Raw genomic sequence first — 21927 nt, 5'->3', positions numbered from 1 at the left:
ACGTTTCGTGGTTGTTCAAAGGTGAGCCTTGAGCCAAGCGGAGGTACACCATGAGCGATCTTTTCGGCTGCCCTGTCCATGTCTTGCGTCTTTCCGGCTATCTGCTGGCGGTAGGGACCGCGCTGCTGATAGTGGGCGTCACCGCTGCCTATGGCTTCGACCGCGCGCTGAGCATCCCGCAGCAGGTGCTGGCCCACAGCGGTGTGATCCTCGGTCCGACCCTGCTGAAGGTCGGCTATGTGATGCGCCTGCTGGCCCAGCACAACCTGCGCAAGCTGAACGGGGAGGTCTGCTGTGCTATTGCTTGATCGTGCCGCCGCCTTGCGTATCACGCCGATCTGGCGCCTGGGTTTCCGTCCCTTCTTCCTCGCCGGCGCACTGTTCGCGATGGTGGCGATCGGCTTGTGGAGCGTCATTCTCGCCGGCCTGTTGCCGGCCTGGCAGCCGCCCGGCGGGGTGTTGGCCTGGCATCGGATCGAGATGCCGTTCGGTTTCGGCCTGGCGATAGTCGCCGGCTTCCTGCTCACCGCCGTGCAGACCTGGACCGGCCGCCCGGGCCTGTCCGGCCGGCCGCTGGCCGGGCTGTTCGCGCTGTGGTGCCTGGGCCGGCTGGCCTGGTTCGTGTCGATGCCCCTGGCGTTGCTGGTCGTCCTGCAACTCGGCTTCGCCTTCGCGCTGGCCGGGGTGCTGGCGCGGCAGATCTTCATCTCCCGGCAGAAGCACAACTACCCGATTCCCGTGGTGCTGGGCCTGATCGGCCTGGGCCAGGCGCTCAGTCTCTACGGCCTGGCCGTGCAGGATGTCGACCTACAGCGCCGGGGCGTGCTGGCCGCGCTGTGGTTGATCGCCGCGCTGATGGGCATCATCGGCGGCCGGGTGATTCCCTTCTTCACCCAGCGCGGACTCGGCCGCACCGAACCATTCACGCCCAGGCCCTGGCAGAATTGGTTGGCGCTGGCCTGCACCCTGCTGATCGCCGCCTCGATGGCCGCCGGCCAGGGCCTTGTCGCCCGGCCGATATGGGCCGTCCTATTCCTGCTGGTGGCCGGCGTGCAGATCCTGCAACTCGTCCGCTGGTACGACCACGGCATCTGGCGCGTGCCGCTGCTGTGGTCCCTGCACATCGCCTTCGCCTGGCTGATCGTCGCCGCCCTCGGCATGGCCGCCTGGCACCTGGGGCTGCTCGAGCAGCAAAGCCTCGTCACCCACACCCTGGCCGTCGGCGCCATGGGCGGCCTGATCCTCGCCATGATCGCCCGCGTCACCCTCGGCCACACCGGCCGCCCGTTGCAGCCGCCGCGCGCCATCAGTTGGGCCTTCGCGGCCCTGCACCTGGGCGCCGCCTGCCGGGTGCTGCTGGCGCCGTTCAGCAGCCATGCCCTGTGGCTGGCCGCGGCCCTCTGGTGCCTGGCCTTCGCGCTGTTCGTGAAGGATTACGCGCCGATGCTCTGGCGCGCGCGGGTGGACGGCAATCCGGGGTAGCACCGGAGCGGTAGGGCACCTCGTCGGCAAAGGAAACTCGGCGCCTGTCGTTTGTCTAAAGTCGGGTGAGGGAGGGGGACAGTCCAGACATCCACTTCAGGAGGTCCAGTCATGAACACCCTGACCATCGAAGGCTGGCGCAAAGGCAGCGGCGACACCAGGTCCACACCGATCGGGCAATTCCACTTCCACGTCAATGGCGTCGACCACGTGCGTCTGGAGGAGGCCGAGGAGCACCTGCAGAACAGCGAGGATTCCGAGGTGCTGATCGATGTCGATGCGGCCGAACTCGAACTGGTCACGCCAGCGGAATGCGGGCCGTTGTCCGACTGCCAGTTGCGTGTCTACCTGAGTTCCGGCGACCGGCGCGGCCAGTTCCACCTGGTCGGCCATCGGGAGAGCGACGGCAGCCTGATCTACACCAATGCGGTGATGGTGGATCAGTTGGGATAAGCGGCAATGGGCGTCCCCACGCGGGGCGTGGGGACGGTCGTCATCAGTCCTGGCGGCTGGTGACTTCGAGCAGGTGATAGCCGAACTGGGTCTTCACCGGACCCTGTACGACGTTGAGCGGCGCGCTGAACACCACGGTATCGAATTCCTTGACCATCTGGCCCGGGCCGAACGAGCCGAGGTTGCCGCCGTCGCGGCTGGACGGGCAGGTCGAGTTCTCTCGGGCGACCTGGGCGAAGTCGGCGCCGGCTTCGATGGCGGCTTTCAGTTCGTTGCACTTGGCTTCGGTGGCAACCAGGATGTGACGGGCAGTGGCGCGGGCCATGGGATTATTCCTTGTCGAAGAAGCTGCAGAGCCTAGCGCAATCGGTGGGCGATTCAAACGATGGGCCGACCACCGTAGGGTGGAAAACCGCGAAGCGTTTTCCACCACCTCGCGGTTTGTCCGCCACTGGCAAGATCACGCCTGGACGCGGAACACTTCGGCCAGGTGCTGCTGGTAGCGCGCCACGTCGGCCTCGATGTTCGGCTGCTTCATCACGTCGGTGCAGAGGAAGGTCGGCAGCGTGCTCATGCCGAGGAACTGATTGGCCTTGTGGAAGGGGAAGTACACCGCGTCCACGCCCTTGGCCTCGAAGAAGTCGGTCGGGTCGTCGAACGCCTGCTGCGGGGCGTTCCAGGTCAGCGACAGCATGTACTGCTTGCCGTGGATCAGGCCGCCGCTGCCGTACTTCCGCGAAGCGTCCGAGCGGGTGCGGCCGTCGTTGGCGTAGAGGCTGCCGTGACCGGCGGTGAACACCTCGTCCAGGTACTTCTTCACCGTCCAGGGTGCGCCCATCCACCAGCCGGGCATCTGGTAGATCACCACATCGGCCCAGAGGATCTTCTGCACTTCCTCGTCGATGTCGTAGCCGGCGTCGATCTCGGTGGTCTTGATGTCGAACCCGGCGCGGTCGAGGAAGGCCGCGGCGGTTTCGTGGAGGGTGGCGTTGTAGCGGCCGTTGGAGTGGGCGAACTGCTTGCCGCCGTTGAGGAGCAGGATCTTTTTCATGATGCCTCCGCAAGAATGAGTGGCGGCAGACTATCGATCGCGCCCACGCGGAAACACCCGCTCGGCGGCAAATTATTTTTGACTGAAAGTCATGAGTTTGGTGCTGTCTGTTGCGGTAAGGTGGTGTGAAACCCACTTCCCAGGAGCTTCCCGAATGTACGGTTTCATCCTCCACGCCCACACCAGGCCCGAGATGGCCGACGCCTTCGAGCGCCTGTTCCGCGCCTACGTCGAGCCCAGCCGCGCCGAGGAGGGCTGCATCGAATACCACATGCTCCGCGACCGCGAGGACTCGACGTTGTTCATCTTCTTCGAGGTCTGGCAGTCGAAGGAGCATCTGGCGGCGCACAGCGCGTTGCCGCACATGCGCGAGTTTCACGAGCGGCGCATGGAGTATCTGCGGCGGGATTTCGAGATTCGCGAGATCGAGATGCTGAGCCCGGCTGCGTAGGACGGGCGCCACGGAGGGCGGAAAGCCGCGAAGCGCACGTCATGGTAAAAGCCAAAATGTGAAGAATCGCGCATTATGGAGCCATTTCCGCATAAGGGGGCTTCCATGCGCACTCTGTCATCCGTTCCGCGTCTTGCCGTGCTGTCGCTGGGGCTGCTGTTCGTTGCCAGTGCCGGTGCGGCCGAAGAGATGCAGTTGGTCGAGACGATCAACGCCTACCGCAGCCAGGTACAGCCCTGCGCGGACCAGTCGTCCGAGCCGCTGCCGCCGTTGGCCGTGGAGTCGCGGCTGGTCTTGCCGGCCGGGGATGTGGACTGGCGGCAGGCGCTGGAGCGCTCCGGCTATCCGATGGTCAGCGTCAGCGCGATCAGCCTGTCCGGTCCGAAGGACGCGCAAGCGGCCATGACGGCGCTGCAAGAGAGCTTCTGCCAGGTAGTGCTGGACCCTCAGTTCGTCGACATCGGCGTGAACCGTGCCGGCGACGACTGGCGCATCGTCCTGGCGCGACCGCTGCTGGAGGGGCGCCTGGGGGACTGGCAGACGGAAGGGCAGCGGTTGCTGCAACTGATCAACACCGCCCGCGCGCAGGCGCGTCAGTGTGGCGACGAGTCTTTCGCCTCGACGACGCCGCTCACCTGGAACGCCGCGCTGGGCTCGGCGGCCGAGACGCACAGCCGGGCGATGGCCAACGGCAATTTCTTCTCCCATCGCAGCAGCGACGGCCTCACCCCGAGCGACCGGGCGGAACTCGCCGGCTACAGCGGCCAGCAGATCGGCGAGAACATCGCCGCGGGGCTCGACACCGCGCGCAAGGTCATCGACGGCTGGCTGGCCAGTCCCAGTCATTGCGCCAGCCTGATGAACCCGCAGTTCAGCGACCTGGGCGCGGCCTATGCGGTCGATCCGCAGAGCGATGCGGGGATCTACTGGACGGCGGTGTTCGGCACGCCTTGAGGCCGTTTCCCACGGGCCTCACGGGCTTTGCAGCCAGGCTTCGGCCTCCGCTTCCCGGCCCGGCTCGAACGCCTTGATCTGCAAGCCCGGAATCAGCGCGCCCTCGACCTCGCTCACCTTCCTCACCCATTCCTTGCCGGCGATCACCGCCATGCGGTCGAAGCGCCGCACGAACCGGAACACCTGCGGGATGCGCGATAGCTCGACGGCCACGGCGCCCAGGGTGGGAAGCTCGAACTCGCCCACTCGATAAAGCATCCGGCCGTGCTCGATGCCTTCGGATTGCTGGGTCAGCTCATCGAGCGCGATCTTCATCTGCGTGCTATCGAGCTTGCCGGCGAACTCCACGTCGATGCGGTTCTCGCCGTTGCGCGTTACCTGGAACATGGCGACTCCTCCATGGGGAAGATGCGCCGCTAACCTCCGATACTGAAAAGAGCGGCTTTCAGGAAGGATAGCCAAGGATTGCCGACGGCAGGCCCGTCCTCGAGCGTCCAGCCGCCGGGCATGGCGATGGTGACGTTACTTGACCGAGTCGAGTCGCTGGTCGGTGAACACGCAGAGCACCCCGGCACGGTTGTGCATCACCTGGTGGTTGAAGTCGCAATAGGCCGCCGCCACGCTCAGCGCCGCCTGTTCGGTGATCTGCTGCCCGTCCTCCGGCCGGAACCAGGCCATTTGCCCGGGCTTGCAACGCTCCGCCTGGGGATCGGTGTTGTAGATGCACAGGCTGCTCTGCTCCTTGGGCGAGTCGTTATTGAAACAGGCGGACAGGGACAGCGCGGCGGTGGCCAGCAGGGCGAGGCGGGTGAGGGTATGCATGGTGGGTTTCCTGGCGTTGGAGGGGCGGTGCGGAATTAGTGCCGGGAGCGATGCAAAGGTTCCGTTGCCGCGACCTGTGCGTAGGGTGGAAAACCGCGAAGCGTTTTCCACCGCGTCTTCATCTCTCCCCAAAACCTTCTTCTGCCAAATCCGCGCCTCCACACCAGTCCGATAGCCACGATGCAGTGCCGACTCGGCGCCGCGCTGCGGCAACTCATCGGGTGGGTGTATCCGGCTTTTATTGATCTGGGGCGAATCCGGAATGGGCCGGTAGCTGGAAGCCGGCGATCCCGGTGTCGGCTAGCTGCTGGGCGAGCAGGCGCACCTCGGGGTGCTGGAAGAAGGCGAGCAACTGCTCGGCGCGCCTGGCGCCGACGCCGGGTTGGCGTAGCCACTCGGCCCGGCTGCGGCTGGCCAGGTCGTGCCAGTTGGTCGTGCGTTCTTCCGTGCTGCCGGGCGGTGCGCCGAGGGCGAGCAGCCATTGCTTGAATGGGCGCTGGCGGGCCAGGCGGAAGGCCTGGTGGAGGTTGGCGGCGCTGCGTTCGCCGAGACCCGGGACCGTGCGTAGTTGCGCCTCGCTCAGGTCCAGCCAGTCGAGCAGGCCGTCCAGTTGCCCGGCTTGCAGCAGCTTGTTCCAGGTGCCGGGGCCGACACCGGGCAGGTCCAGGCCCTGCTTGCTGCCGAGCCAGTTGAGGCGGGCCTGGAACTGGCCGTCGCACAGCGTGCCGGGTCGCCAGCAGCTCAGTGCATGGTAGGCGTCGGCCTGGGGAACCTGCAGGGGGCTGCGTTCCCGGGCACGCCAGACCACGTTGTCCAGCCTGGGGATGGTCAGCCCGGCGAGCTGGATGGCGACCTGATCGCCAGGGCGGATATCCAGTTGTTGCCAGCGCTGCAGCGAACCGAGGCTGACCCGGCTGATGCGGCGGTCGTCCAGGCGGACCGGCTGCAGGTGCAGCACCGGGGTGATGCGCCCGCTGCGCCCGATGGCGAACTCCACTTCCTGCACCATGGCCAGGGCCTGGCTGACCGGGTATTTCCAGGCAGCCGCCCAGTGCGGTAGCTCGGCGCGCCAACTGCTGGCGGGCGGGCGTCGTCCCTGGCGCAGCACCACGCCGTCGCTGGCAAAAGGCAGTGGGCTCTCGTACCAGTGCCGGCGCCAGTGGCTGGCCGCGACCAGGTCCGTGAGCGGTTGGCTGTACGTGCGGCTGTCGCTGAAACCCAGGGCGTTCAACGTTTCCAGGCGCTCATCCATTTGCGCCGGGCCGTTCGCCCAGTCCCAGACGAACAGGCCGATGCCGGCAGCCTGTGCGTTGTCCAGGTGCCGTCGGGCCATCAGCCCGGCGACCTTGCCACGGGCGCCCCGGCCACCATCGCGGGCCTGGACGTGATCTTCCAGGCGCCAGTACAGCTCGCCTTGCAGGATCAGTTCACGGTCCGTGGCCAGTTGCCGGGGGATGGCCGGCAGGCGCCGGGCATTGGCCGTCCAGTCCTGGCCGCTGCGCCCGTCGCCGCGGCTGATGGCCTGTCGCAGACGGCCCTGGCGGTAGACCAGGGTCACGGCCACGCCATCGACCTTGGGCTGGATCCACAGGTCTTCGCGTGGCTCGATCCAGACGCGCACCGCGTTTTCGTCGGCCAGCTTGCGCAGGCCGGTCTGAGCCACCGGGTGGTCGACAGGCCCGCCGCTGCCCGCCAGCGGGTCGGTTGTCGCCGGCGCGGCCTCGGCGAAACAGCTTCGCCAGTGTTCCAGGCGGGTGCGGGCCTGGTCGTAGAGTTCGTCGGCGATCAGCGAACGACCCTGGCGGTGATAGGCGTCATCCCATTCGGCCAGTTGCCGATCGAGGGCGGCGATTTCCTCGACGGCCCGTGGCTCGGGCCAGTCGGGACAGGGCGTGGCCCAGGCGGCGAGGGTGACGGGATAGAAGAGGATGGCAATCCAGGCCTTGAGGAACTGCGGTTTTTCGGGGGCGGTAATGACGCAACGGCTGCGGCCCATGGGCTTCGTCCTTGAATCGGTTGAGGGAACGGCACCATCCTGGCGCCGTATGGGAGCCTAACCAGGTGGACGCGGGAGCGTCCGTGACTGCGTTCCCACGCGGAGCGTGGGAGCGATCGGTTTGAGGTCAGGGCCCCGGGCGCCTCATTGGCGTAGGGTGGAAAACCGCGAAGCGTTTTCCACCATGCCTTCATCTTTCCCCAAAACCCTCATCCGCCAAATCCACACCTCCGCACCAGTCCGGCGAATAAACCCCCATTCGCACCGCCCGGTGAAAGCTCGAATACGGCCAGTCGATCAGCCGCTCTACATATCCATGCTTGATCGGATTGAAGTGGATGTAATCGAAATGTCGCTGGTAGTCGAGATCGTCGCGGATCAGGTGTTCCCAATAGCGCCGCTGCCAGATGCCGCGCTCGCCGCGCTGGCGTTGCGGGGTGGTTCGCGCCTCCGTTACCGGCAGACGCTTGGCGAAACCGAATTTGATGACCTTCCAGCGCAGGGCGAAGTTGGAATCGCCTTCGGGGAGTGTCCACAAGCAGTGCATGTGTTCGGGCAGCACCACCCAGGCATCGATATGGAAGGAATGACGAGCTTTGGTGGCACGGACCGTGGCCCGGAGCAGGTCGATCTCCCGAACCAGCAGGTCGCTGGTTCGGTCATTCACGTTCACGGTAAAGAAGTAAGTCGCTCCCGGAATGCGGGCGCGGCGGTAGTTGGACATGGCGGCTCATCCTTGAGCGTTGTGTGATCGGACGGTTCGATGGTGGACAAGTAAAACGTTGTCCACCCTACGTCACGATACCCATGCGTAGGGTGGAAAACCGCGAAGCGTTTTCCACCGGGGATATCCAGGCTACTTCCTGGAAATAAAAAGCCCCGCACAAGGCGGGGCTTTTGTCTTTCTATCGCTACCCAACATCCTGTAAGGCATAGCGTTTCTTGATTTCCTAATGGTTCGACCCGGAATCAATCCCAGCTCAACGCCCCACCAGTCTGATACTCGATGACCCGAGTCTCGAAGAAGTTCTTCTCCTTCTTCAGGTCCATGATCTCGCTCATCCAGGGGAACGGGTTGGTGGTGCCCGGGTATTCCTCTTTCAGGCCGATCTGGGTCAGGCGGCGGTTGGCGATGAACTTGAGGTAGTCCTCCATCATCGCGGCGTTCATGCCCAGTACGCCGCGCGGCATGGTATCGCGGGCGTATTCGATTTCCAGTTGGGTGCCCTGGAGGATCATCTGGGTCGCTTCGTCCTTCATCTGGGCGTCCCACAGGTGCGGGTTCTCGATCTTGATCTGGTTGATCATGTCGATGCCGAAGTTCAGGTGCATGGACTCGTCGCGGAGGATGTACTGGAACTGCTCGGCGGTGCCGGTCATCTTGTTGCGGCGGCCCATGGAGAGGATCTGGGTGAAGCCGCAGTAGAAGAAGATGCCTTCGAGCACGCAGTAGTAGGCGATCAGGTTGCGCAGGAACTGGCGGTCGGTCTCCGGGGTGCCGGTCTTGAATTCCGGGTCGGAGATCGAACGGGTGTACTTGAGGCCCCAGGACGCCTTCTTAGCGACCGAGGGGATCTCGTGGTACATGTTGAAGATCTCGCCTTCGTCCATGCCCAGAGACTCGATGCAGTACTGGTAGGCGTGGGTGTGGATCGCCTCTTCGAAGGCCTGGCGCAGGATGTACTGGCGGCACTCGGGGTTGGTGATCAGGCGGTAGACGGCCAGCACCAGGTTGTTGGCGACCAGCGAGTCGGCGGTGGAGAAGAAGCCGAGGTTGCGCTTGACGATGCGGCGCTCGTCTTCGCTGAGGCCGTCCTTGCTCTTCCACAGGGCAATGTCGGCGTTCATGTTCACTTCCTGCGGCATCCAGTGGTTGGCGCAGCCGTCCAGGTATTTCTGCCAGGCCCAGTCGTACTTGAAGGGTACGAGCTGGTTGAGGTCGGCACGGGCGTTGATCATCTGCTTGTCGCCGACCTGCACGCGCGCGGAGGCGCCTTCGAGGTCGTCCAGGCCTTCCTGGATGTCGAGGTCGTCGAGCGCCTTCTTGGCGCGGGCAACGGCGTCGGAGTCATCGGCGGAGACCGCACGGGCGTCTTCCACGGAGCCGGCGACTTCTTCGTCGAGCTTGTCGATGGCGGCGTTCACCACCGGGGCGGCGGGTTTGGCGGAGGCGGCTTCGGCGCCGTCTTCCTTGTCGAATTCGTCCCAGCTCAGCATTGGGGGCTCCTTTCAGTCGCAGCTACAAGCCATAAGCTTGAAGCTGCAAGAGGTTTGGTGTTGCCGGCGAAGCCAGGGCGCACCTGGCTTCACCGTCGTCGAGCACGTTAAGGCAACTGCGGACCGCTTGCGGCCTGTCGCTTGCAGCTTGCCGCTGCTCTTATTGGCAGGCTTCGCAGTCCGGGTTGTCGATACTGCAAGCCTTCGGCACCGGGGCCGGGCCGGCCGGTTCGGCGGAGAAGCCTTCGTCGATCACCGAGGACACGGCGTTGAGCTTGCCGGTGTTGATGGTGGACTTCTCGGTGCTGGTGGCGGCCAGGGCACGGAGGTAGTAGGTGGTCTTCAGGCCACGGTACCAGGCCATGCGGTAGGTCACGTCCAGCTTCTTGCCGCTCGCGCCGGCGATGTACAGGTTCAGCGACTGCGCCTGGTCGATCCACTTCTGGCGGCGGCTGGCGGCGTCGACGATCCACTTGGTCTCCACTTCGAAGGCGGTGGCGTACAGGTCCTTCAGGTCCTGCGGGATGCGCTCGATCTGTTGCACGGAGCCGTCGTAGTACTTCAGGTCGTTGACCATGACGCTGTCCCACAGGCCGCGTGCCTTGAGGTCGCGCACCAGGTAGGGGTTGATCACGGTGAACTCGCCGGAGAGGTTCGACTTCACGTAGAGGTTCTGGTAGGTCGGCTCGATGGACTGCGACACGCCGGTGATGTTGGCGATGGTCGCGGTCGGCGCGATGGCCATGATGTTGGAGTTGCGGATGCCTTTCTGCACGCGCTCGCGCACCGGCGCCCAGTCCAGGGTGGCGCTGCGGTCGACTTCGATGTACTTGGCGCCACGGGCCTCGGTGAGGATGTCCAGCGAGTCCAGCGGCAGCACGCCCTTGGACCACAGGGAGCCGTCGAAGCTGGAGTAGGCGCCGCGCTCGTCGGCCAGGTCGCAGGAGGCCTGGATGGCGAAGTAGCTGATGGCCTCCATCGACTTGTCGGCGAACTCGATGGCCGCGTCCGAGCCGTAGGCGATGTGCTGCAGGTACAGCGCGTCCTGGAAGCCCATGATGCCGAGGCCGACCGGGCGGTGCTTGAAGTTGGAGTTCTGCGCCTGCGGGACCGAGTAGTAGTTGATGTCGATGACGTTATCGAGCATGCGTACCGCGGTCTTGACGGTCTTCTCCAGCTTCACGAGGTCGAGCTTGCCGTCGACGATGTGGTTGACCAGGTTCACCGAACCCAGGTTGCAGACGGCGATCTCGTCCTTGTTGGTGTTCAGGGTGATCTCGGTGCACAGGTTGGAGCTGTGGACCACGCCGACGTGCTGCTGCGGGCTGCGCAGGTTGCACGGGTCCTTGAAGGTCAGCCACGGGTGGCCGGTCTCGAACAGCATGGAGAGCATCTTGCGCCACAGGTCCTTGGCGGCGATGGTCTTGAACAGCTTGATCTTGCCGTACTTGGTCAGCTCCTCGTAGTACTCGTAGCGCTCCTCGAAGGCCTTGCCGGTGAGGTCGTGCAGGTCCGGTACGTCGGAGGGGGAGAACAGGGTCCACTCGCCGTCGTCGAACACGCGCTTCATGAACAGGTCGGGAATCCAGTTCGCGGTGTTCATGTCGTGGGTGCGGCGGCGGTCGTCACCGGTGTTCTTGCGCAGCTCGAGGAATTCCTCGATGTCCAGGTGCCAGGTTTCCAGGTAGGCGCAGACCGCGCCCTTGCGCTTGCCGCCCTGGTTCACGGCGACGGCGGTGTCGTTGACCACTTTCAGGAACGGCACGACGCCTTGCGATTTGCCGTTGGTGCCCTTGATGTAGGAGCCCAGCGCGCGCACCGGGGTCCAGTCGTTGCCCAGGCCGCCGGCGAATTTCGACAGCATGGCGTTGTCGTGGATGGCGCTGTAGATGCCCGACAGGTCGTCCGGCACGGTGGTCAGGTAGCAGGAGGACAGTTGCGGGCGCAGGGTGCCGGCGTTGAACAGGGTCGGGGTGGACGCCATGTAGTCGAACGACGACAGCAGGTTGTAGAACTCGATGGCGCGCTCTTCCTTCTGCGGTTCCTCGATGGCGAGGCCCATGGCGACGCGCATGAAGAACACCTGGGGCAGCTCGAAGCGGATGCCGTCCTTGTGGATGAAGTAGCGGTCGTAGAGGGTCTGCAGGCCCAGGTAGGTGAACTGCTGGTCGCGCTCGTGATCGATCGCCTTGCCCAGTTTCTCCAGGTCGAAGGTCTTCAGCTTGGCGTCGACCAGTTCGAATTCCACGCCTTTCTCGACGTAGGTCGGCAGGGCCTTGGCGTAGAGCTCGGCCATCTCGTGGTGGGTGGCGCTCTCGGCGACGCCGAGGAAGCCCAGCGCTTCGGCGCGCAGGGTGTCCATCAGCAGGCGGGCGGTGACGTAGCTGTAGTTCGGCTCGCGCTCGACCAGGGTGCGGGCGGTCATCACCAGGGCGGTGTTGACGTCCTTCTCGGCCACGCCGTCGTAGAGGTTCTTCAGGGTTTCGCGCTCGATCAGCGCGCCGTCCACCTCGGCCAGGCCTTCGCAGGCTTCGCGGATGATGGTCTGCAGGCGGCCCATGTCCAGCGGCTGGCGGCTGCCATCGGCCTTGGTGACGCGGATGCTCGGGTGCGGCTGGGCGACTTCGGCGGTGGCGTTCTTGCGCTCGTTGGCGCGGGCTTCGCGGTAGATCACGTAGTCGCGGGCGACCTTCTGCTCGCCGGCGCGCATCAGGGCCAGTTCGACCTGGTCCTGGATTTCCTCGATGTGGATGGTGCCGCCGGACGGCATGCGGCGCTTGAAGGTCGCGGTGACCTGTTCGGTCAGGCGGGCGACGGTCTCGTGGATGCGCGAGGAAGCGGCGGCGGTGCCACCTTCCACTGCGAGAAAGGCCTTGGTGATGGCCACCGTGATCTTGTCATCGGTGTACGGCACCACGGTGCCGTTGCGCTTGATCACGCGCAACTGGCCGGGGGCGGTGGCGTTCAGGTCCTGGGCCGCTTCGGCGACCGGAGGCACGCCTGCCTGCGGGTTCTCGCGAGTGGTTTCGGTCTGCATGGAGGTCTCCGTGTTCTCTAATGGATTCTGGACACTTGAGGTGCCGTCTCTTTCTTTCCGTTCAAAAACGCCATGCGCGCGGCGCGTGGCCGGGCGTGTGGAATTCTCGGGCAAGTCAGGAGAAGGCCTCGACTCAAGCACTTCCCTGGCTCTCAAGTCACTGCTGCTGGTTTCGTGCCAGCACTACATCTAGTGGTGGTCCGCCCTGGGGTGGCCCACCGTGAACCTGGTCCCCGGCGCGTCGCTCGCGGTCCTCGGGGCATTGGCCGACGCGGTAGCGCCTGGCCGGCATGTCGAAACTTTATCTGCACGTTTTCGGGGCTCCGCGCCTGCCGTTGGTGCAACTTTTTCTTGTGTTTCAGTTTCAGCCAAAACCCAACATGTAGGTGTCTGGCGCGATGGGGATACAAGATAGTGCGGTGAATGGGCGAAGGCAAGCCGACATTTCTCTCCGGCCTGTGGATAACCCTGTGGGTTACTTTGGGGTAAGTTTCGTCAGCCCTCATGATTGCTGGGCAATGCCGTTCGTCGTGGCTGTGCGCAGGTTTTTGCCGGAAGCGGCGGGGCCTTCCGCTCCGGGAAGCGAACACAATATGTAGGGTTTTCATGAAGGCAAGGTGACGCCATCTCCGGCATTGCTACAATGCCCGCGCTTTGCGGGATCATGGGAGGCAGCGGTGGAGCAGACAGCCTGGCAAATTCTGATCGTCGAGGATGACCAACGTCTCGCCGAACTGACCAAGGAATACCTGGAGGCCAACGGCCTGCGGGTGGCCATCGAGGCTGACGGCGCCAGGGCGGCGGGGCGCATCCTGGGCGAGCAGCCGGACCTGGTGATCCTCGACCTGATGCTGCCCGGCGAGGACGGCCTGAGCATCTGCCGCAAGGTGCGCGGACAGTACAAGGGGCCGATCCTGATGCTCACCGCGCGCAGCGACGACATGGACCAGGTGCTCGGCCTGGAAATGGGTGCCGACGATTACGTGTGCAAGCCGGTGCGCCCGCGCGTGCTGCTGGCGCGCATCCGCGCCATGCTGCGCCGCAGCGAGCCGGCCAGCGGCGGGGACGAACCTCGGCGTCTGGAGTTCGGCGCGCTGGTGATCGACAACGCCATGCGCGAGGCCTGGCTGCGCGGGCAGGGCATCGAGCTGACCAGCGCCGAGTTCGACCTGCTCTGGCTGCTGGCTTCCAACGCCGGGCGCATCCTCTCCCGCGAGGAAATCTTCAACGCCCTGCGCGGCATCGAATACGACGGCCAGGACCGCTCCATCGACGTGCGCATCTCGCGCATCCGCCCGAAGATCGGCGACGACCCCATGCATCCGAGGTTGATCAAGACGGTGCGCAGCAAGGGCTACCTGTTCGTCGGCGAGGCGGCCGAAGAGCTGGTTTGAGCGCATTCGTCGTGCGGTCGGCGGGCTGGCCAATGGCCGCGAGCGAACGCGTGTACTGCATATATAAGGACGGCCGGCGATGAATTCGATCTTCCTGCGCATCTATGGCGGCATGCTCGCCGTGCTGGTGCTGGTGGCGCTGCTCGGCGTGCTGACCGTGCACCTGGTCAACGAGGTGCGCTCCGACCAGTACCGCGAGCGCCTGGCGCGCGGAACCTTCAGCCTGATGGCGGACAACCTGCGGGACATGACGCCGGTGGAGCGCCGCCGCTCGACCGTGATCTGGGGGCGCCTGCTGGGCATTCCGCTGGCTGTCCAGCCGTTGCAGAGCCAGCCGCTGGATAGCGGTGCGCGCAGCCGGCTGCTCGGCGGCCAGGTGGTGGTGAAGCTGACCGGCCCGCATGCCGCCCGCGTCTACAGCATGGTCAGCGCCAAGGAGGGAGCGGTGCTGGTCGGCGAGATCCAGCAGATCAGCGAGCAACTGGCGCGGGCCACGGTGTTCCTGCTGGCTGACGAACTGGTGCGCTACCCGCTGGCCGAGCAGCCGGCGCGCCTGGCGCAACTGAAGGAAGACAAGCGCTTTGGCTTCGACCTGCACCTGGTCCGCCTGGAGGACGCCAAGCTCGACGACGACCAGCGCCGCCGGGTGGAGGAGGGCGACACGGTGATGGCCCTCGGCAAGGGCGGTGATTCCATCCACGTGTTTTCCGGCGTGGTCGGCACGCCCTGGGTGCTGGAGATCGGCCCGCTGTACCAGATGAATCCCTATCCGCCGGAACTGCTGGTGCTGATCGGCGTGCTCGGCCTGAGCCTGATCGGCTTGATCGTCTACCTGCTGGTGCGCCAGTTGGAGCAGCGCCTGCAGGTGCTGGAGCGCACCGCCACGCGTATCGCCAGCGGTCGCCTGGACTCGCGGGTGCCGGCTGGCGGCGCGGACTCGGTCGGTCGCCTGGCCGCCGCCTTCAATGCCATGGCCGAGCACCTGCAGAGTTCCCTGGGCATCCAGCGCGAGATGGTGCGCGCGGTGTCCCACGAGCTGCGCACGCCGGTGGCGCGCCTGCGCTTCGGCCTGGAGATGATCGGCGACGCCGAGACCGAGGCGGCGCGGCGCAAGTACATGGAGGGCATGGACAGCGACATCCAGGACCTCGACAAGCTGCTCGACGAGATGCTGACCTATGCGCGCCTGGAGCAGGGCTCGCCGGCGCTGGATTTCCAGATGGTCGACCTCGATGCGCTGGTCGACCAGGTGATCGCCGAGCTGGCGCCGCTGCACGGCCATATCCGTGTCGAACGCGGCCAGCGGCAGCCGGCGGAAGACGGCAGCACCCTGGTCGAGGCCGAGCCGCGCTACCTGCACCGCGCCTTGCAGAACCTGGTGACCAACGCCTTGCGACATGCCGAGACGCGGGTGCGGCTGAGCTACCGGATCGGCCCGCGACGCTGCCGGCTGGACGTCGAGGACGACGGGCCGGGCGTGCCGGTGAGCGCGCGGGAACGGCTGTTCCGGCCCTTCCTGCGCCTGGACGACAGCCGCACCCGTGCTTCCGGCGGGCATGGCCTGGGGCTGTCCATCGTGCGACGGATCATCTACTGGCACGGCGGCCGGGCCCTGATCGGCGACAGCGAGAGCCTCGGTGGCGCGCACTTCAGCCTGGTCTGGCCGCGTTTGCAGCCATCTGTGGAAGCATCGGAGGAGTGATCGCCGGCCGGCGACTCTTCCGGTAACAATCGGGCGCCAGGGTGGGGCGCGGGGAAACGCCGCGCATCCTTCTCGGGCGTTTTTCCCTCCGGTCGATTTCCGATTCCAGGCGCCAACCCCCGGAATGACTGGGGTTGGTGAAATGCGGTGCGATTATTGCCTGATACAAAGGTTTGCTCTTCTTCCTGTTCCTGCATCTTTCCGCAGGGCTGTCAAGGCGTCCGTCGCCACCCTCCAGTGCTTTTGTAATTAGTTGTCGCATTGAGGAAATAACGGCTTGGGGGCTGTCGCTAGAATGCCGCTCACTCGGCCGGAACCGCCCGCAGCCACTCCATGGACTGCAAAGGCGGAGACTCTTTCTACAATTTCCAGGCACGGACCCGGCGATTTTTCGCTCTGCCAACCGCAAACCAATTCCCAGGAGTCACAAGATGAAGAAGATTGCACTTCTCGGCGCGATGGCGCTTTCCGTTCTGTCGGCGTTCAGCATGGCAGACGACGCCAAGCCGCTGCGCATCGGCATCGAGGCGGCCTACCCGCCCTTCGCCTCCAAGGCTCCGGACGGCAGCATCGTCGGTTTCGACTACGACATCGGCAACGCCCTGTGCGAAGAGATGAAGGTCAAGTGCGTGTGGATCGAGCAGGAGTTCGACGGCCTGATCCCGGCGCTGAAGGTTCGCAAGTTCGACGCCATCCTGTCGTCCATGTCGATCACCGAGGAGCGCAAGCGCTCGGTGGACTTCACCGGCAAGTACTACGCCACCCCGGCCAAGCTGGCGATGAAGTCCGGCAGCGTGATGAACGACGTGGCCGACCTGAAGGGCAAGAAGATCGGCGTGCAGCGTTCCTCGGTCTATGACCGCTACGCCACCGACGTCTTCGCTCCCGCCGGCGCCGAGATCGTCCGCTACACCTCGCAGAACGAAGTGTTCCTCGACCTGGCTTCCGGTCGCCTGGACGCTACCCTGGCCGACTCGGTGAACATCGACGACGGCTTCCTGAAGACCAGCGCCGGCAAGGGCTTCGAGTTCGTCGGCCCGGACTTCACCGACGAGAAGTACTTCGGCGAAGGCCAGGGCATCGCCGTGCGCAAGGGCGACAAGGCGCTGCAGGAGAAGATCTCCAACGCCATCCTGGCGATCCGTGAAAACGGCAAGTACAAGGAAATCCAGGACAAGTACTTCACCTTCGACGTCTACGGCAAGTAAGCCGCTTCGGGAGAGGACCGGGTTCGTCGCTCCTCTCCCACAGCCCCTTTCCCGCCAGCGGGATAGGGGAGCATCCCGCCCGGCGCCTCACCGTTCTCTCGAGGATTGATTCATGCTCCACGGCTACGGCTCGACCATTCTCGACGGTGCCTGGCTCACCCTGCAGTTGGCCTTGTCCTCCATGGCCCTGGCCACCGCGCTCGGCCTGATCGGCGCGGCCTTCCGCCTGTCGCCGGTGCGCTGGCTGTCGCTGCTCGGTGAAACCTACGCCACGGTGATCCGCGGCATTCCCGATCTGGTGCTGATCCTGCTGATCTTCTACGGCGGCCAGGACATCCTCAACCGCGTGGCGCCGATGGTCGGCTACGACGACTACATCGACATCCACCCGTTCGCCGCCGGCGTGTTCACCCTCGGCTTCATCTTCGGCGCCTACCTGTCGGAGACCTTCCGTGGCGCCTTCATGGCCATCCCCAAGGGGCAGGCCGAAGCGGGCATGGCCTACGGCATGAGCGGCCTGCAGGTGTTCTTCCGCGTGCTGGTGCCGCAGATGATCCGCCTGGCGATCCCCGGCTTCACCAACAACTGGCTGGTGCTGACCAAGGCCACCGCGCTGATTTCGGTGGTCGGCCTGCAGGACATGATGTTCAAGGCCAAGAACGCCGCCGACGCGACCCGCGAGCCGTTCACCTTCTTCCTGGCGGTGGCCGCGCTGTACCTGGTGCTGACCAGCGTCTCGCTGCTGGCCCTGCGCTACCTGGAAAAACGCTACTCGGCCGGCATCAAAGTCGCCGAGCTCTGACGGAGAACCCGCATGATCTTCGACTTCTCCGTGATCTGGGACAGCCTGCCGCTCTACTTCGGCGGCGTGCTGGTGACCATCAAGCTGCTGCTGATTTCCCTGGCCCTCGGTCTGCTCGCCGCCATCCCGCTGGCGCTGATGCGGGTGTCCAGGCAGCCGCTGGTCAACTTCCCGGCCTGGCTGTACACCTACGTGATCCGTGGCACGCCGATGCTGGTGCAGTTGTTCCTCATCTACTACGGCCTGGCCCAGTTCGAGACGGTGCGCGAGAGCGTGCTGTGGCCGTACCTGTCCGATGCCACCTTCTGCGCCTGCCTGGCCTTCGCCATCAACACCAGCGCCTACACCGCGGAAATCCTCGCCGGCAGCCTCAAGGCCACCCCGCACGGCGAGATCGAGGCGGCCAAGGCTATCGGCATGTCGCGCTTCAAGCTGTACCGGCGCATCCTCCTGCCTTCGGCGCTGCGCCGCGCATTGCCGCAGTACAGCAACGAGGTGATCATGATGCTGCACACCACCAGCCTGGCGTCGATCGTCACCCTGATTGACATCACCGGCGCGGCGCGTACCGTCAGCTCGCAGTTCTACCTGCCGTTCGAGGCGTTCATCACCGCCGGCATCTTCTACCTCTGCCTGACCTTCATCCTGGTGCGCCTGTTCAAACTGGCCGAGCGCCGCTGGCTGGCCTATCTGGCCCCCCGCAAGCACTGAGCGAGAGTCGATCCATGTACAAACTCGAAGTCCAAGACCTGCACAAGCGCTATGGCGACCACGAAGTGCTCAAGGGCGTGTCGCTGGCGGCCAAGGCCGGCGACGTGATCAGCATCATCGGCTCCAGCGGTTCGGGCAAGAGCACCTTCCTGCGCTGCATCAACCTGCTGGAGCAGCCGCACAGCGGCAAGATCCTGCTCAACGGCGAGGAACTCAAGCTGGTGGCCAGCAAGAACGGCGGGCTCAAGGCCGCCGACGCCAAGCAGTTGCAGCGCATGCGCTCGCGGCTGTCGATGGTGTTCCAGCACTTCAACCTGTGGTCGCACATGAGCGCCCTGGACAACGTCATCGAGGCGCCCGTCCATGTGCTCGGCGTGCCGAAGAAGGAAGCCCTGGAGAAGGCCGAGCACTACCTGGCCAAGGTCGGCGTGGCGCACCGCAAGGACGCCTACCCGGCGCACATGTCCGGCGGCGAGCAGCAGCGCGTGGCCATCGCCCGCGCCCTGGCCATGGAGCCGGAGGTGATGCTGTTCGACGAACCGACCTCGGCGCTCGACCCCGAGCTGGTCGGCGAGGTGCTCAAGGTCATGCAGGACCTGGCCGTCGAGGGCCGCACCATGGTGGTGGTGACCCACGAGATGGGCTTCGCCCGCGAGGTCTCCAACCAGTTGCTGTTCCTGCACAAGGGCCTGGTGGAAGAGCGTGGTTGTCCCAAGGAGGTCCTGGCCAATCCGCAATCCGAGCGGCTCAAGCAGTTCCTCTCCGGAAGCCTGAAGTAAGAGGAAGCGGCTAGACTGCCTGCCATGACTGCCCATCGAATCGCGTTTCTGCTCTGGCCCGGCACCAAGCCGATGACCCTCGCCCTGGCCGAGGAAGCGTTGCGGACTGCCCAGCGCCTGCACCCGGAAGTGATCTACGAACAACTCTTCCTCCAGGCCGAGCCGAGCGTGGAAGAGGGCGCCTGGCGGCTGCCGGGCGAACCCTGGGCGGGCAAGCTGGAAGGATTGCAGAAGCTGTTCCTGGTCGCCGACGAGCCGCCGGCTGCGCTGGCGCCGGCGCTGGGCAACGCCCTCAAGCAGGTTGCGCGCAGCGGTTGCGCGCTCGCCGGGCTGTCCGCCGGGGTCTACCCGCTGGCGCAGTTGGGCCTGCTCGACGGCTACCGGGTGGCCGTGCACTGGCGCTGGCAGGACGACTTCGCCGAGCGTTTCCCCAAGGCCATCGTCACCAGCCACCTGTTCGACTGGGATCGCGACCGCCTGACCGCCTGCGGCGGCCTGGCCGTGCTCGACCTGCTGCTCGCCGTGCTGGCCCGCGACCACGGCGCCGAACTGGCCGGTGCGGTCAGCGAGGAACTGGTGGTCGAACGCATTCGCGAGGGCGGCGAGCGCCAGCGCATCCCGCTGCAGAACCGCCTCGGCTCCAGCCATCCGAAACTCACCCAGGCGGTGCTGCTGATGGAGGCGAACATCGAGGAGCCGCTGACCACCGACGAGATCGCCCAGCACGTCTGCGTGTCGCGCCGCCAACTGGAGCGCATCTTCAAGCAGTACCTCAACCGCGTGCCCAGTCAGTACTACCTGGAGCTGCGCCTGAACAAGGCGCGCCAGCTCCTGATGCAGACCAGCAAGTCGATCATCCAGATCGGCCTGTCCTGCGGCTTCTCCTCCGGCCCGCACTTCTCCAGCGCCTACCGCAACTTCTTCGGCGCCACCCCGCGCGAGGACCGCAACCAGAGGCGCAGCGCCAGCCCGTTCGAACTCAGCCCGGCAGCCATCGAGCGCGGCTGAGCGACGGGGCTGTCAGGGTTCGAGCGGCGCCGGCACCGATTTCACCCAGCCGCGCAGGTTCAGAAACAGCGGAGACGGGGAATCGAGCGCCAGCAGGCGCCCGCGCTCGACGAAGCGTTCCTCGCCGACCTGGTAGCGCAGCGTGCGCTCCTCGCCGGCCAGTCCGCGAAAATTCTCGGTCTGCCAGTCGAGCAGCAAGACCCTGACCGACTCCCGCACCAGTTCGTCGGTCGCCCGGCGGAGCGCGGTGCCGTCGTCGGCCGCCCACATTTGCAGGCACTCATCGGTACAGGCCAGGGCGGCACCGTGGACCTCGATGCGGCCTTCATAAAGGCTGCCCCGGCCATGCAGCAGCTTGATCTCATTGATCAGGCGCACGCTGCGGCGGTCCCGGCTGAGCACCAACTGCGGGGCGACCCTCAGGGTCAGCGCGGCGCTGTCGCTCGGCGCGCGGCCGGCCTCGGCGAGCGCCTGGGCATAGCTCGGCGCCAGCCAGTCCTGCCGTGGCGGCGCCTCCAGCAGGCCGATCAGCTCGGCGATGGCGAGGTCCGCTTCGGTCTGGCGTTTTTCCTCCACGCCGGATCGTTTGAGCTGGGTGACCAGCAATGAGCCGAGCACGATGCCGACGGCTGCCGCGCCAGCATCGGTGCTGCCGGCGTTGACGACGCCCTGGTTCATGCTGCTCAGGCTCTGCGCCACCTGCTGTCCATCCTGCGTCATCTGTGCGCCATCCATGCTGGTGGCGCTGCGCAGCAGGGGGCGCTCGGCCGGCGCCAGTTCCAGGCGGAGCCTCTCCTGGCGGAGGAGGCTCGACAGCTCTTCCGAAGCCCGTGGCTGCAAGGGTGTCGACGTCGAGCAGCCGGCCAGCGCCAGGGTCAGCGCCAGCAGGCTGCGGGTCGCCAGGCTCATTGGTCGCTCAGGGACAGTTGCTGGTTGCGGAACGGCGCCACGAGCTCCTGGTGAGTGGCATCCAGGGCCTGGTAGAACGCGTTGGTGAGGTTGGGGAATTCCGGCGATTCGTCCCACTCGCCCTCGGCGGTGCGGCTGACGACGATGGGCTTGTAGTAGAGCAGGCGGTTGTCATCCAGGTCGACGACATAGGTGCTGACGACGATCCGGGAGACCGGGTCGCTGGTGGGGATCATTCCGTAGTAGCTGCGCTCGGTGCCGGCATTGGAGAAGCTGAGCAGTACCAGCTTGTCGACCTGGTAGCGCTGCTTCAACGGGCTGGCGTCGACCGCGAAGTAACCCAGTTTCTTTTCCTTGGCCTCGCCCAGCGCTTCCAGATGGAGCGGCTTCGGCAATTGCACGGCCTGGTAGCCCTGCTCCTTGAGCGTGCCGGTGATTTCGACCGGGATGCGCTCGAGTGCCTGGGCGTCCCAGGTTTCCACCTTGCTGCGCAGTCCGGAGGCCAGCCCCTGGTTGATCGCGATGTCGAGCAGGCCCTGTTGTCCTACCATTGCCACGGTCGGTTTGGGGATGTCGTTGTAGGCGACGCCGATACGGTCCTGTTTTTCGGTCCAGAAGGCCTGGTCCAGCGGAACCGGTGGTTGGGGCGTGGCGCAACCGGTCAAGCCGAGGAGTGCGCCGAACAGGGCGATGAGGGGGAGGTAGCGGGTCATGCTGAGGTTCCTTCTCCAGGGTTGTCTGTCGCCGCGTGGCTGCGGCGGGCGCCGAGGATAGCGATTGTGTAGTGGCTTTTCGCTACTTTTCTCCCGGGGCGTGACCTGTTTCTCCTCCTCCGGCGTGCGCGGTGCGGTCCCGCCTGGCCGGTGTATCGCGCAAAGTTCTGTCCCGCTTCGTTGCTGCGCTGTTTAAACTGCGCCTTTCCGACCCTTTCTGTCGCATCGATGCAAGGGC

At 65.4% G+C, this 21927-nt stretch carries 22 protein-coding genes; 12 read left to right on the top strand and 10 right to left on the bottom strand.

All coding sequences use genetic code 11. The annotated features are described in order from the left end of the window. Positions 1-50 precede the first annotated feature (50 nt). The 3 genes from PSEWESI4_RS14590 to PSEWESI4_RS14580 all read left to right on the top strand — a co-directional run bounded on the left by PSEWESI4_RS14590 (position 51) and on the right by PSEWESI4_RS14580 (position 1935). Entirely contained in the window at positions 51-308 is a 258-nt protein-coding gene (locus PSEWESI4_RS14590) for a transmembrane sensor/regulator PpyR (RefSeq protein WP_187671934.1), read from the top strand. After that, positions 295-1482 carry an NnrS family protein gene (locus PSEWESI4_RS14585; RefSeq protein WP_187671933.1) on the top strand — a complete coding sequence of 396 codons (1188 nt, stop codon included), beginning with the start codon at positions 295-297 and terminating at the stop codon, positions 1480-1482. Before PSEWESI4_RS14590 ends, PSEWESI4_RS14585 begins: the two co-directional genes overlap by 14 nt. A 111-nt stretch (positions 1483-1593) precedes the next feature. Next, positions 1594-1935: a hypothetical protein gene (locus tag PSEWESI4_RS14580; RefSeq protein WP_187671932.1), complete on the top strand. Its 342-nt coding sequence runs from the start codon at positions 1594-1596 to the stop codon at positions 1933-1935. A 43-nt stretch (positions 1936-1978) separates the two neighbouring features. Here PSEWESI4_RS14580 and PSEWESI4_RS14575 read toward each other — a convergent pair whose 3' ends face one another. After that, positions 1979-2260, bottom strand: coding sequence for a peptidylprolyl isomerase (locus PSEWESI4_RS14575; RefSeq protein WP_187671931.1), 282 nt, complete (start codon positions 2258-2260; stop codon positions 1979-1981). Positions 2261-2395: 135 nt separating this feature from the next. Beyond that, entirely contained in the window at positions 2396-2986 is a 591-nt protein-coding gene (locus tag PSEWESI4_RS14570) for an NAD(P)H-dependent oxidoreductase (RefSeq protein WP_187671930.1), read from the bottom strand. Positions 2987-3140: 154 nt separating this feature from the next. Here PSEWESI4_RS14570 and PSEWESI4_RS14565 point away from each other — a divergent pair, with 154 nt between their 5' ends. Both PSEWESI4_RS14565 and PSEWESI4_RS14560 read left to right on the top strand, forming a co-directional pair. Beyond that, positions 3141-3437, top strand: coding sequence for a putative quinol monooxygenase (locus PSEWESI4_RS14565; RefSeq protein WP_187671929.1), 297 nt, complete (start codon positions 3141-3143; stop codon positions 3435-3437). Between the two features lie 105 nt (positions 3438-3542). Next, positions 3543-4391, top strand: a complete 849-nt coding sequence (locus PSEWESI4_RS14560; RefSeq protein WP_187671928.1) for a CAP domain-containing protein — start codon at positions 3543-3545, stop codon at positions 4389-4391. Between the two features lie 18 nt (positions 4392-4409). Here the strand turns inward: PSEWESI4_RS14560 and PSEWESI4_RS14555 are convergent, their stop codons facing one another. The 6 genes from PSEWESI4_RS14555 to PSEWESI4_RS14530 all read right to left on the bottom strand — a co-directional run bounded on the left by PSEWESI4_RS14555 (position 4410) and on the right by PSEWESI4_RS14530 (position 12463). After that, the gene (locus PSEWESI4_RS14555; protein ID WP_187671927.1) at positions 4410-4778 is read right to left on the bottom strand and encodes a SpoIIAA family protein; all 369 of its coding nucleotides are present in this window, start codon (positions 4776-4778) and stop codon (positions 4410-4412) included. Between the two features lie 135 nt (positions 4779-4913). Further along, entirely contained in the window at positions 4914-5213 is a 300-nt protein-coding gene (locus tag PSEWESI4_RS14550; RefSeq protein WP_187671926.1) for a hypothetical protein, read from the bottom strand. Between the two features lie 238 nt (positions 5214-5451). Then, entirely contained in the window at positions 5452-7209 is a 1758-nt protein-coding gene (gene ligB, locus PSEWESI4_RS14545; protein WP_187671925.1) for an NAD-dependent DNA ligase LigB, read from the bottom strand. A 190-nt stretch (positions 7210-7399) separates the two neighbouring features. Then, positions 7400-7933 (bottom strand): REP-associated tyrosine transposase, encoded by a 534-nt coding sequence (locus PSEWESI4_RS14540; RefSeq protein WP_187671924.1) that lies wholly within the window; start codon positions 7931-7933, stop codon positions 7400-7402. A 245-nt stretch (positions 7934-8178) separates the two neighbouring features. Next, the gene (locus PSEWESI4_RS14535; RefSeq protein WP_187671923.1) at positions 8179-9426 is read right to left on the bottom strand and encodes a ribonucleotide-diphosphate reductase subunit beta; all 1248 of its coding nucleotides are present in this window, start codon (positions 9424-9426) and stop codon (positions 8179-8181) included. Between the two features lie 160 nt (positions 9427-9586). After that, positions 9587-12463 (bottom strand): ribonucleoside-diphosphate reductase subunit alpha, encoded by a 2877-nt coding sequence (locus tag PSEWESI4_RS14530; protein WP_187671922.1) that lies wholly within the window; start codon positions 12461-12463, stop codon positions 9587-9589. A 677-nt stretch (positions 12464-13140) separates the two neighbouring features. Between PSEWESI4_RS14530 and PSEWESI4_RS14525 the strand changes: the two genes are divergently transcribed. The 7 genes from PSEWESI4_RS14525 (at position 13141) to argR (ending at position 20067) form a co-directional block, all read left to right on the top strand. Continuing rightward, positions 13141-13857, top strand: coding sequence for a winged helix-turn-helix domain-containing protein (locus PSEWESI4_RS14525; protein WP_187671921.1), 717 nt, complete (start codon positions 13141-13143; stop codon positions 13855-13857). A 79-nt stretch (positions 13858-13936) separates the two neighbouring features. Then, the gene (locus PSEWESI4_RS14520) at positions 13937-15559 is read left to right on the top strand and encodes an ATP-binding protein (protein ID WP_187671920.1); all 1623 of its coding nucleotides are present in this window, start codon (positions 13937-13939) and stop codon (positions 15557-15559) included. A 431-nt stretch (positions 15560-15990) separates the two neighbouring features. Beyond that, positions 15991-16767 (top strand): ABC transporter substrate-binding protein, encoded by a 777-nt coding sequence (locus PSEWESI4_RS14515; protein ID WP_187671919.1) that lies wholly within the window; start codon positions 15991-15993, stop codon positions 16765-16767. A 112-nt stretch (positions 16768-16879) separates the two neighbouring features. Beyond that, positions 16880-17569, top strand: coding sequence for an ABC transporter permease (locus PSEWESI4_RS14510; RefSeq protein WP_187671918.1), 690 nt, complete (start codon positions 16880-16882; stop codon positions 17567-17569). Positions 17570-17581: 12 nt separating this feature from the next. Further along, positions 17582-18280, top strand: coding sequence for an ABC transporter permease (locus PSEWESI4_RS14505; protein WP_187671917.1), 699 nt, complete (start codon positions 17582-17584; stop codon positions 18278-18280). A 14-nt stretch (positions 18281-18294) separates the two neighbouring features. Continuing rightward, positions 18295-19059, top strand: a complete 765-nt coding sequence (locus PSEWESI4_RS14500; protein WP_187671916.1) for an ABC transporter ATP-binding protein — start codon at positions 18295-18297, stop codon at positions 19057-19059. A 24-nt stretch (positions 19060-19083) separates the two neighbouring features. Then, positions 19084-20067 (top strand): transcriptional regulator ArgR, encoded by a 984-nt coding sequence (gene argR / locus PSEWESI4_RS14495; protein WP_187671915.1) that lies wholly within the window; start codon positions 19084-19086, stop codon positions 20065-20067. Positions 20068-20079: 12 nt separating this feature from the next. Here the strand turns inward: argR and PSEWESI4_RS14490 are convergent, their stop codons facing one another. Further along, positions 20080-20976 (bottom strand): hypothetical protein, encoded by an 897-nt coding sequence (locus PSEWESI4_RS14490; RefSeq protein ID WP_187671914.1) that lies wholly within the window; start codon positions 20974-20976, stop codon positions 20080-20082. Then, positions 20973-21689, bottom strand: coding sequence for a hypothetical protein (locus tag PSEWESI4_RS14485; protein WP_187671913.1), 717 nt, complete (start codon positions 21687-21689; stop codon positions 20973-20975). Before PSEWESI4_RS14485 ends, PSEWESI4_RS14490 begins: the two co-directional genes overlap by 4 nt. Between the last annotated feature and the right edge of the window lie 238 nt (positions 21690-21927).

This window comes from Zestomonas carbonaria (genome assembly GCF_904061905.1).
In the GTDB taxonomy this organism is placed as follows: domain Bacteria; phylum Pseudomonadota; class Gammaproteobacteria; order Pseudomonadales; family Pseudomonadaceae; genus Aquipseudomonas; species Aquipseudomonas carbonaria.
This window is presented reverse-complemented; position numbering and strand designations above follow the sequence as displayed.

Excerpts from the sequence above, each read along its gene's own strand:
- PSEWESI4_RS14510 (WP_187671918.1), top strand. The coding sequence starts at position 16,880 with ATGCTCCACGGCTACGGCTCGACCATTCTCGACGGTGCCTGGCTCACC.
- ligB (WP_187671925.1), bottom strand. The coding sequence starts at position 7,209 with ATGGGCCGCAGCCGTTGCGTCATTACCGCCCCCGAAAAACCGCAGTTC.
- PSEWESI4_RS14590 (WP_187671934.1), top strand. The coding sequence starts at position 51 with ATGAGCGATCTTTTCGGCTGCCCTGTCCATGTCTTGCGTCTTTCCGGC.
- PSEWESI4_RS14560 (WP_187671928.1), top strand. The coding sequence starts at position 3,543 with ATGCGCACTCTGTCATCCGTTCCGCGTCTTGCCGTGCTGTCGCTGGGG.
- PSEWESI4_RS14550 (WP_187671926.1), bottom strand. The coding sequence starts at position 5,213 with ATGCATACCCTCACCCGCCTCGCCCTGCTGGCCACCGCCGCGCTGTCC.
- PSEWESI4_RS14575 (WP_187671931.1), bottom strand. The coding sequence starts at position 2,260 with ATGGCCCGCGCCACTGCCCGTCACATCCTGGTTGCCACCGAAGCCAAG.
- PSEWESI4_RS14485 (WP_187671913.1), bottom strand. The coding sequence starts at position 21,689 with ATGACCCGCTACCTCCCCCTCATCGCCCTGTTCGGCGCACTCCTCGGC.
- PSEWESI4_RS14535 (WP_187671923.1), bottom strand. The coding sequence starts at position 9,426 with ATGCTGAGCTGGGACGAATTCGACAAGGAAGACGGCGCCGAAGCCGCC.
- PSEWESI4_RS14520 (WP_187671920.1), top strand. The coding sequence starts at position 13,937 with ATGAATTCGATCTTCCTGCGCATCTATGGCGGCATGCTCGCCGTGCTG.
- PSEWESI4_RS14530 (WP_187671922.1), bottom strand. The coding sequence starts at position 12,463 with ATGCAGACCGAAACCACTCGCGAGAACCCGCAGGCAGGCGTGCCTCCG.
- PSEWESI4_RS14555 (WP_187671927.1), bottom strand. The coding sequence starts at position 4,778 with ATGTTCCAGGTAACGCGCAACGGCGAGAACCGCATCGACGTGGAGTTC.
- PSEWESI4_RS14580 (WP_187671932.1), top strand. The coding sequence starts at position 1,594 with ATGAACACCCTGACCATCGAAGGCTGGCGCAAAGGCAGCGGCGACACC.
- argR (WP_187671915.1), top strand. The coding sequence starts at position 19,084 with ATGACTGCCCATCGAATCGCGTTTCTGCTCTGGCCCGGCACCAAGCCG.
- PSEWESI4_RS14490 (WP_187671914.1), bottom strand. The coding sequence starts at position 20,976 with ATGAGCCTGGCGACCCGCAGCCTGCTGGCGCTGACCCTGGCGCTGGCC.
- PSEWESI4_RS14570 (WP_187671930.1), bottom strand. The coding sequence starts at position 2,986 with ATGAAAAAGATCCTGCTCCTCAACGGCGGCAAGCAGTTCGCCCACTCC.
- PSEWESI4_RS14540 (WP_187671924.1), bottom strand. The coding sequence starts at position 7,933 with ATGTCCAACTACCGCCGCGCCCGCATTCCGGGAGCGACTTACTTCTTT.
- PSEWESI4_RS14500 (WP_187671916.1), top strand. The coding sequence starts at position 18,295 with ATGTACAAACTCGAAGTCCAAGACCTGCACAAGCGCTATGGCGACCAC.
- PSEWESI4_RS14565 (WP_187671929.1), top strand. The coding sequence starts at position 3,141 with ATGTACGGTTTCATCCTCCACGCCCACACCAGGCCCGAGATGGCCGAC.
- PSEWESI4_RS14515 (WP_187671919.1), top strand. The coding sequence starts at position 15,991 with ATGAAGAAGATTGCACTTCTCGGCGCGATGGCGCTTTCCGTTCTGTCG.
- PSEWESI4_RS14505 (WP_187671917.1), top strand. The coding sequence starts at position 17,582 with ATGATCTTCGACTTCTCCGTGATCTGGGACAGCCTGCCGCTCTACTTC.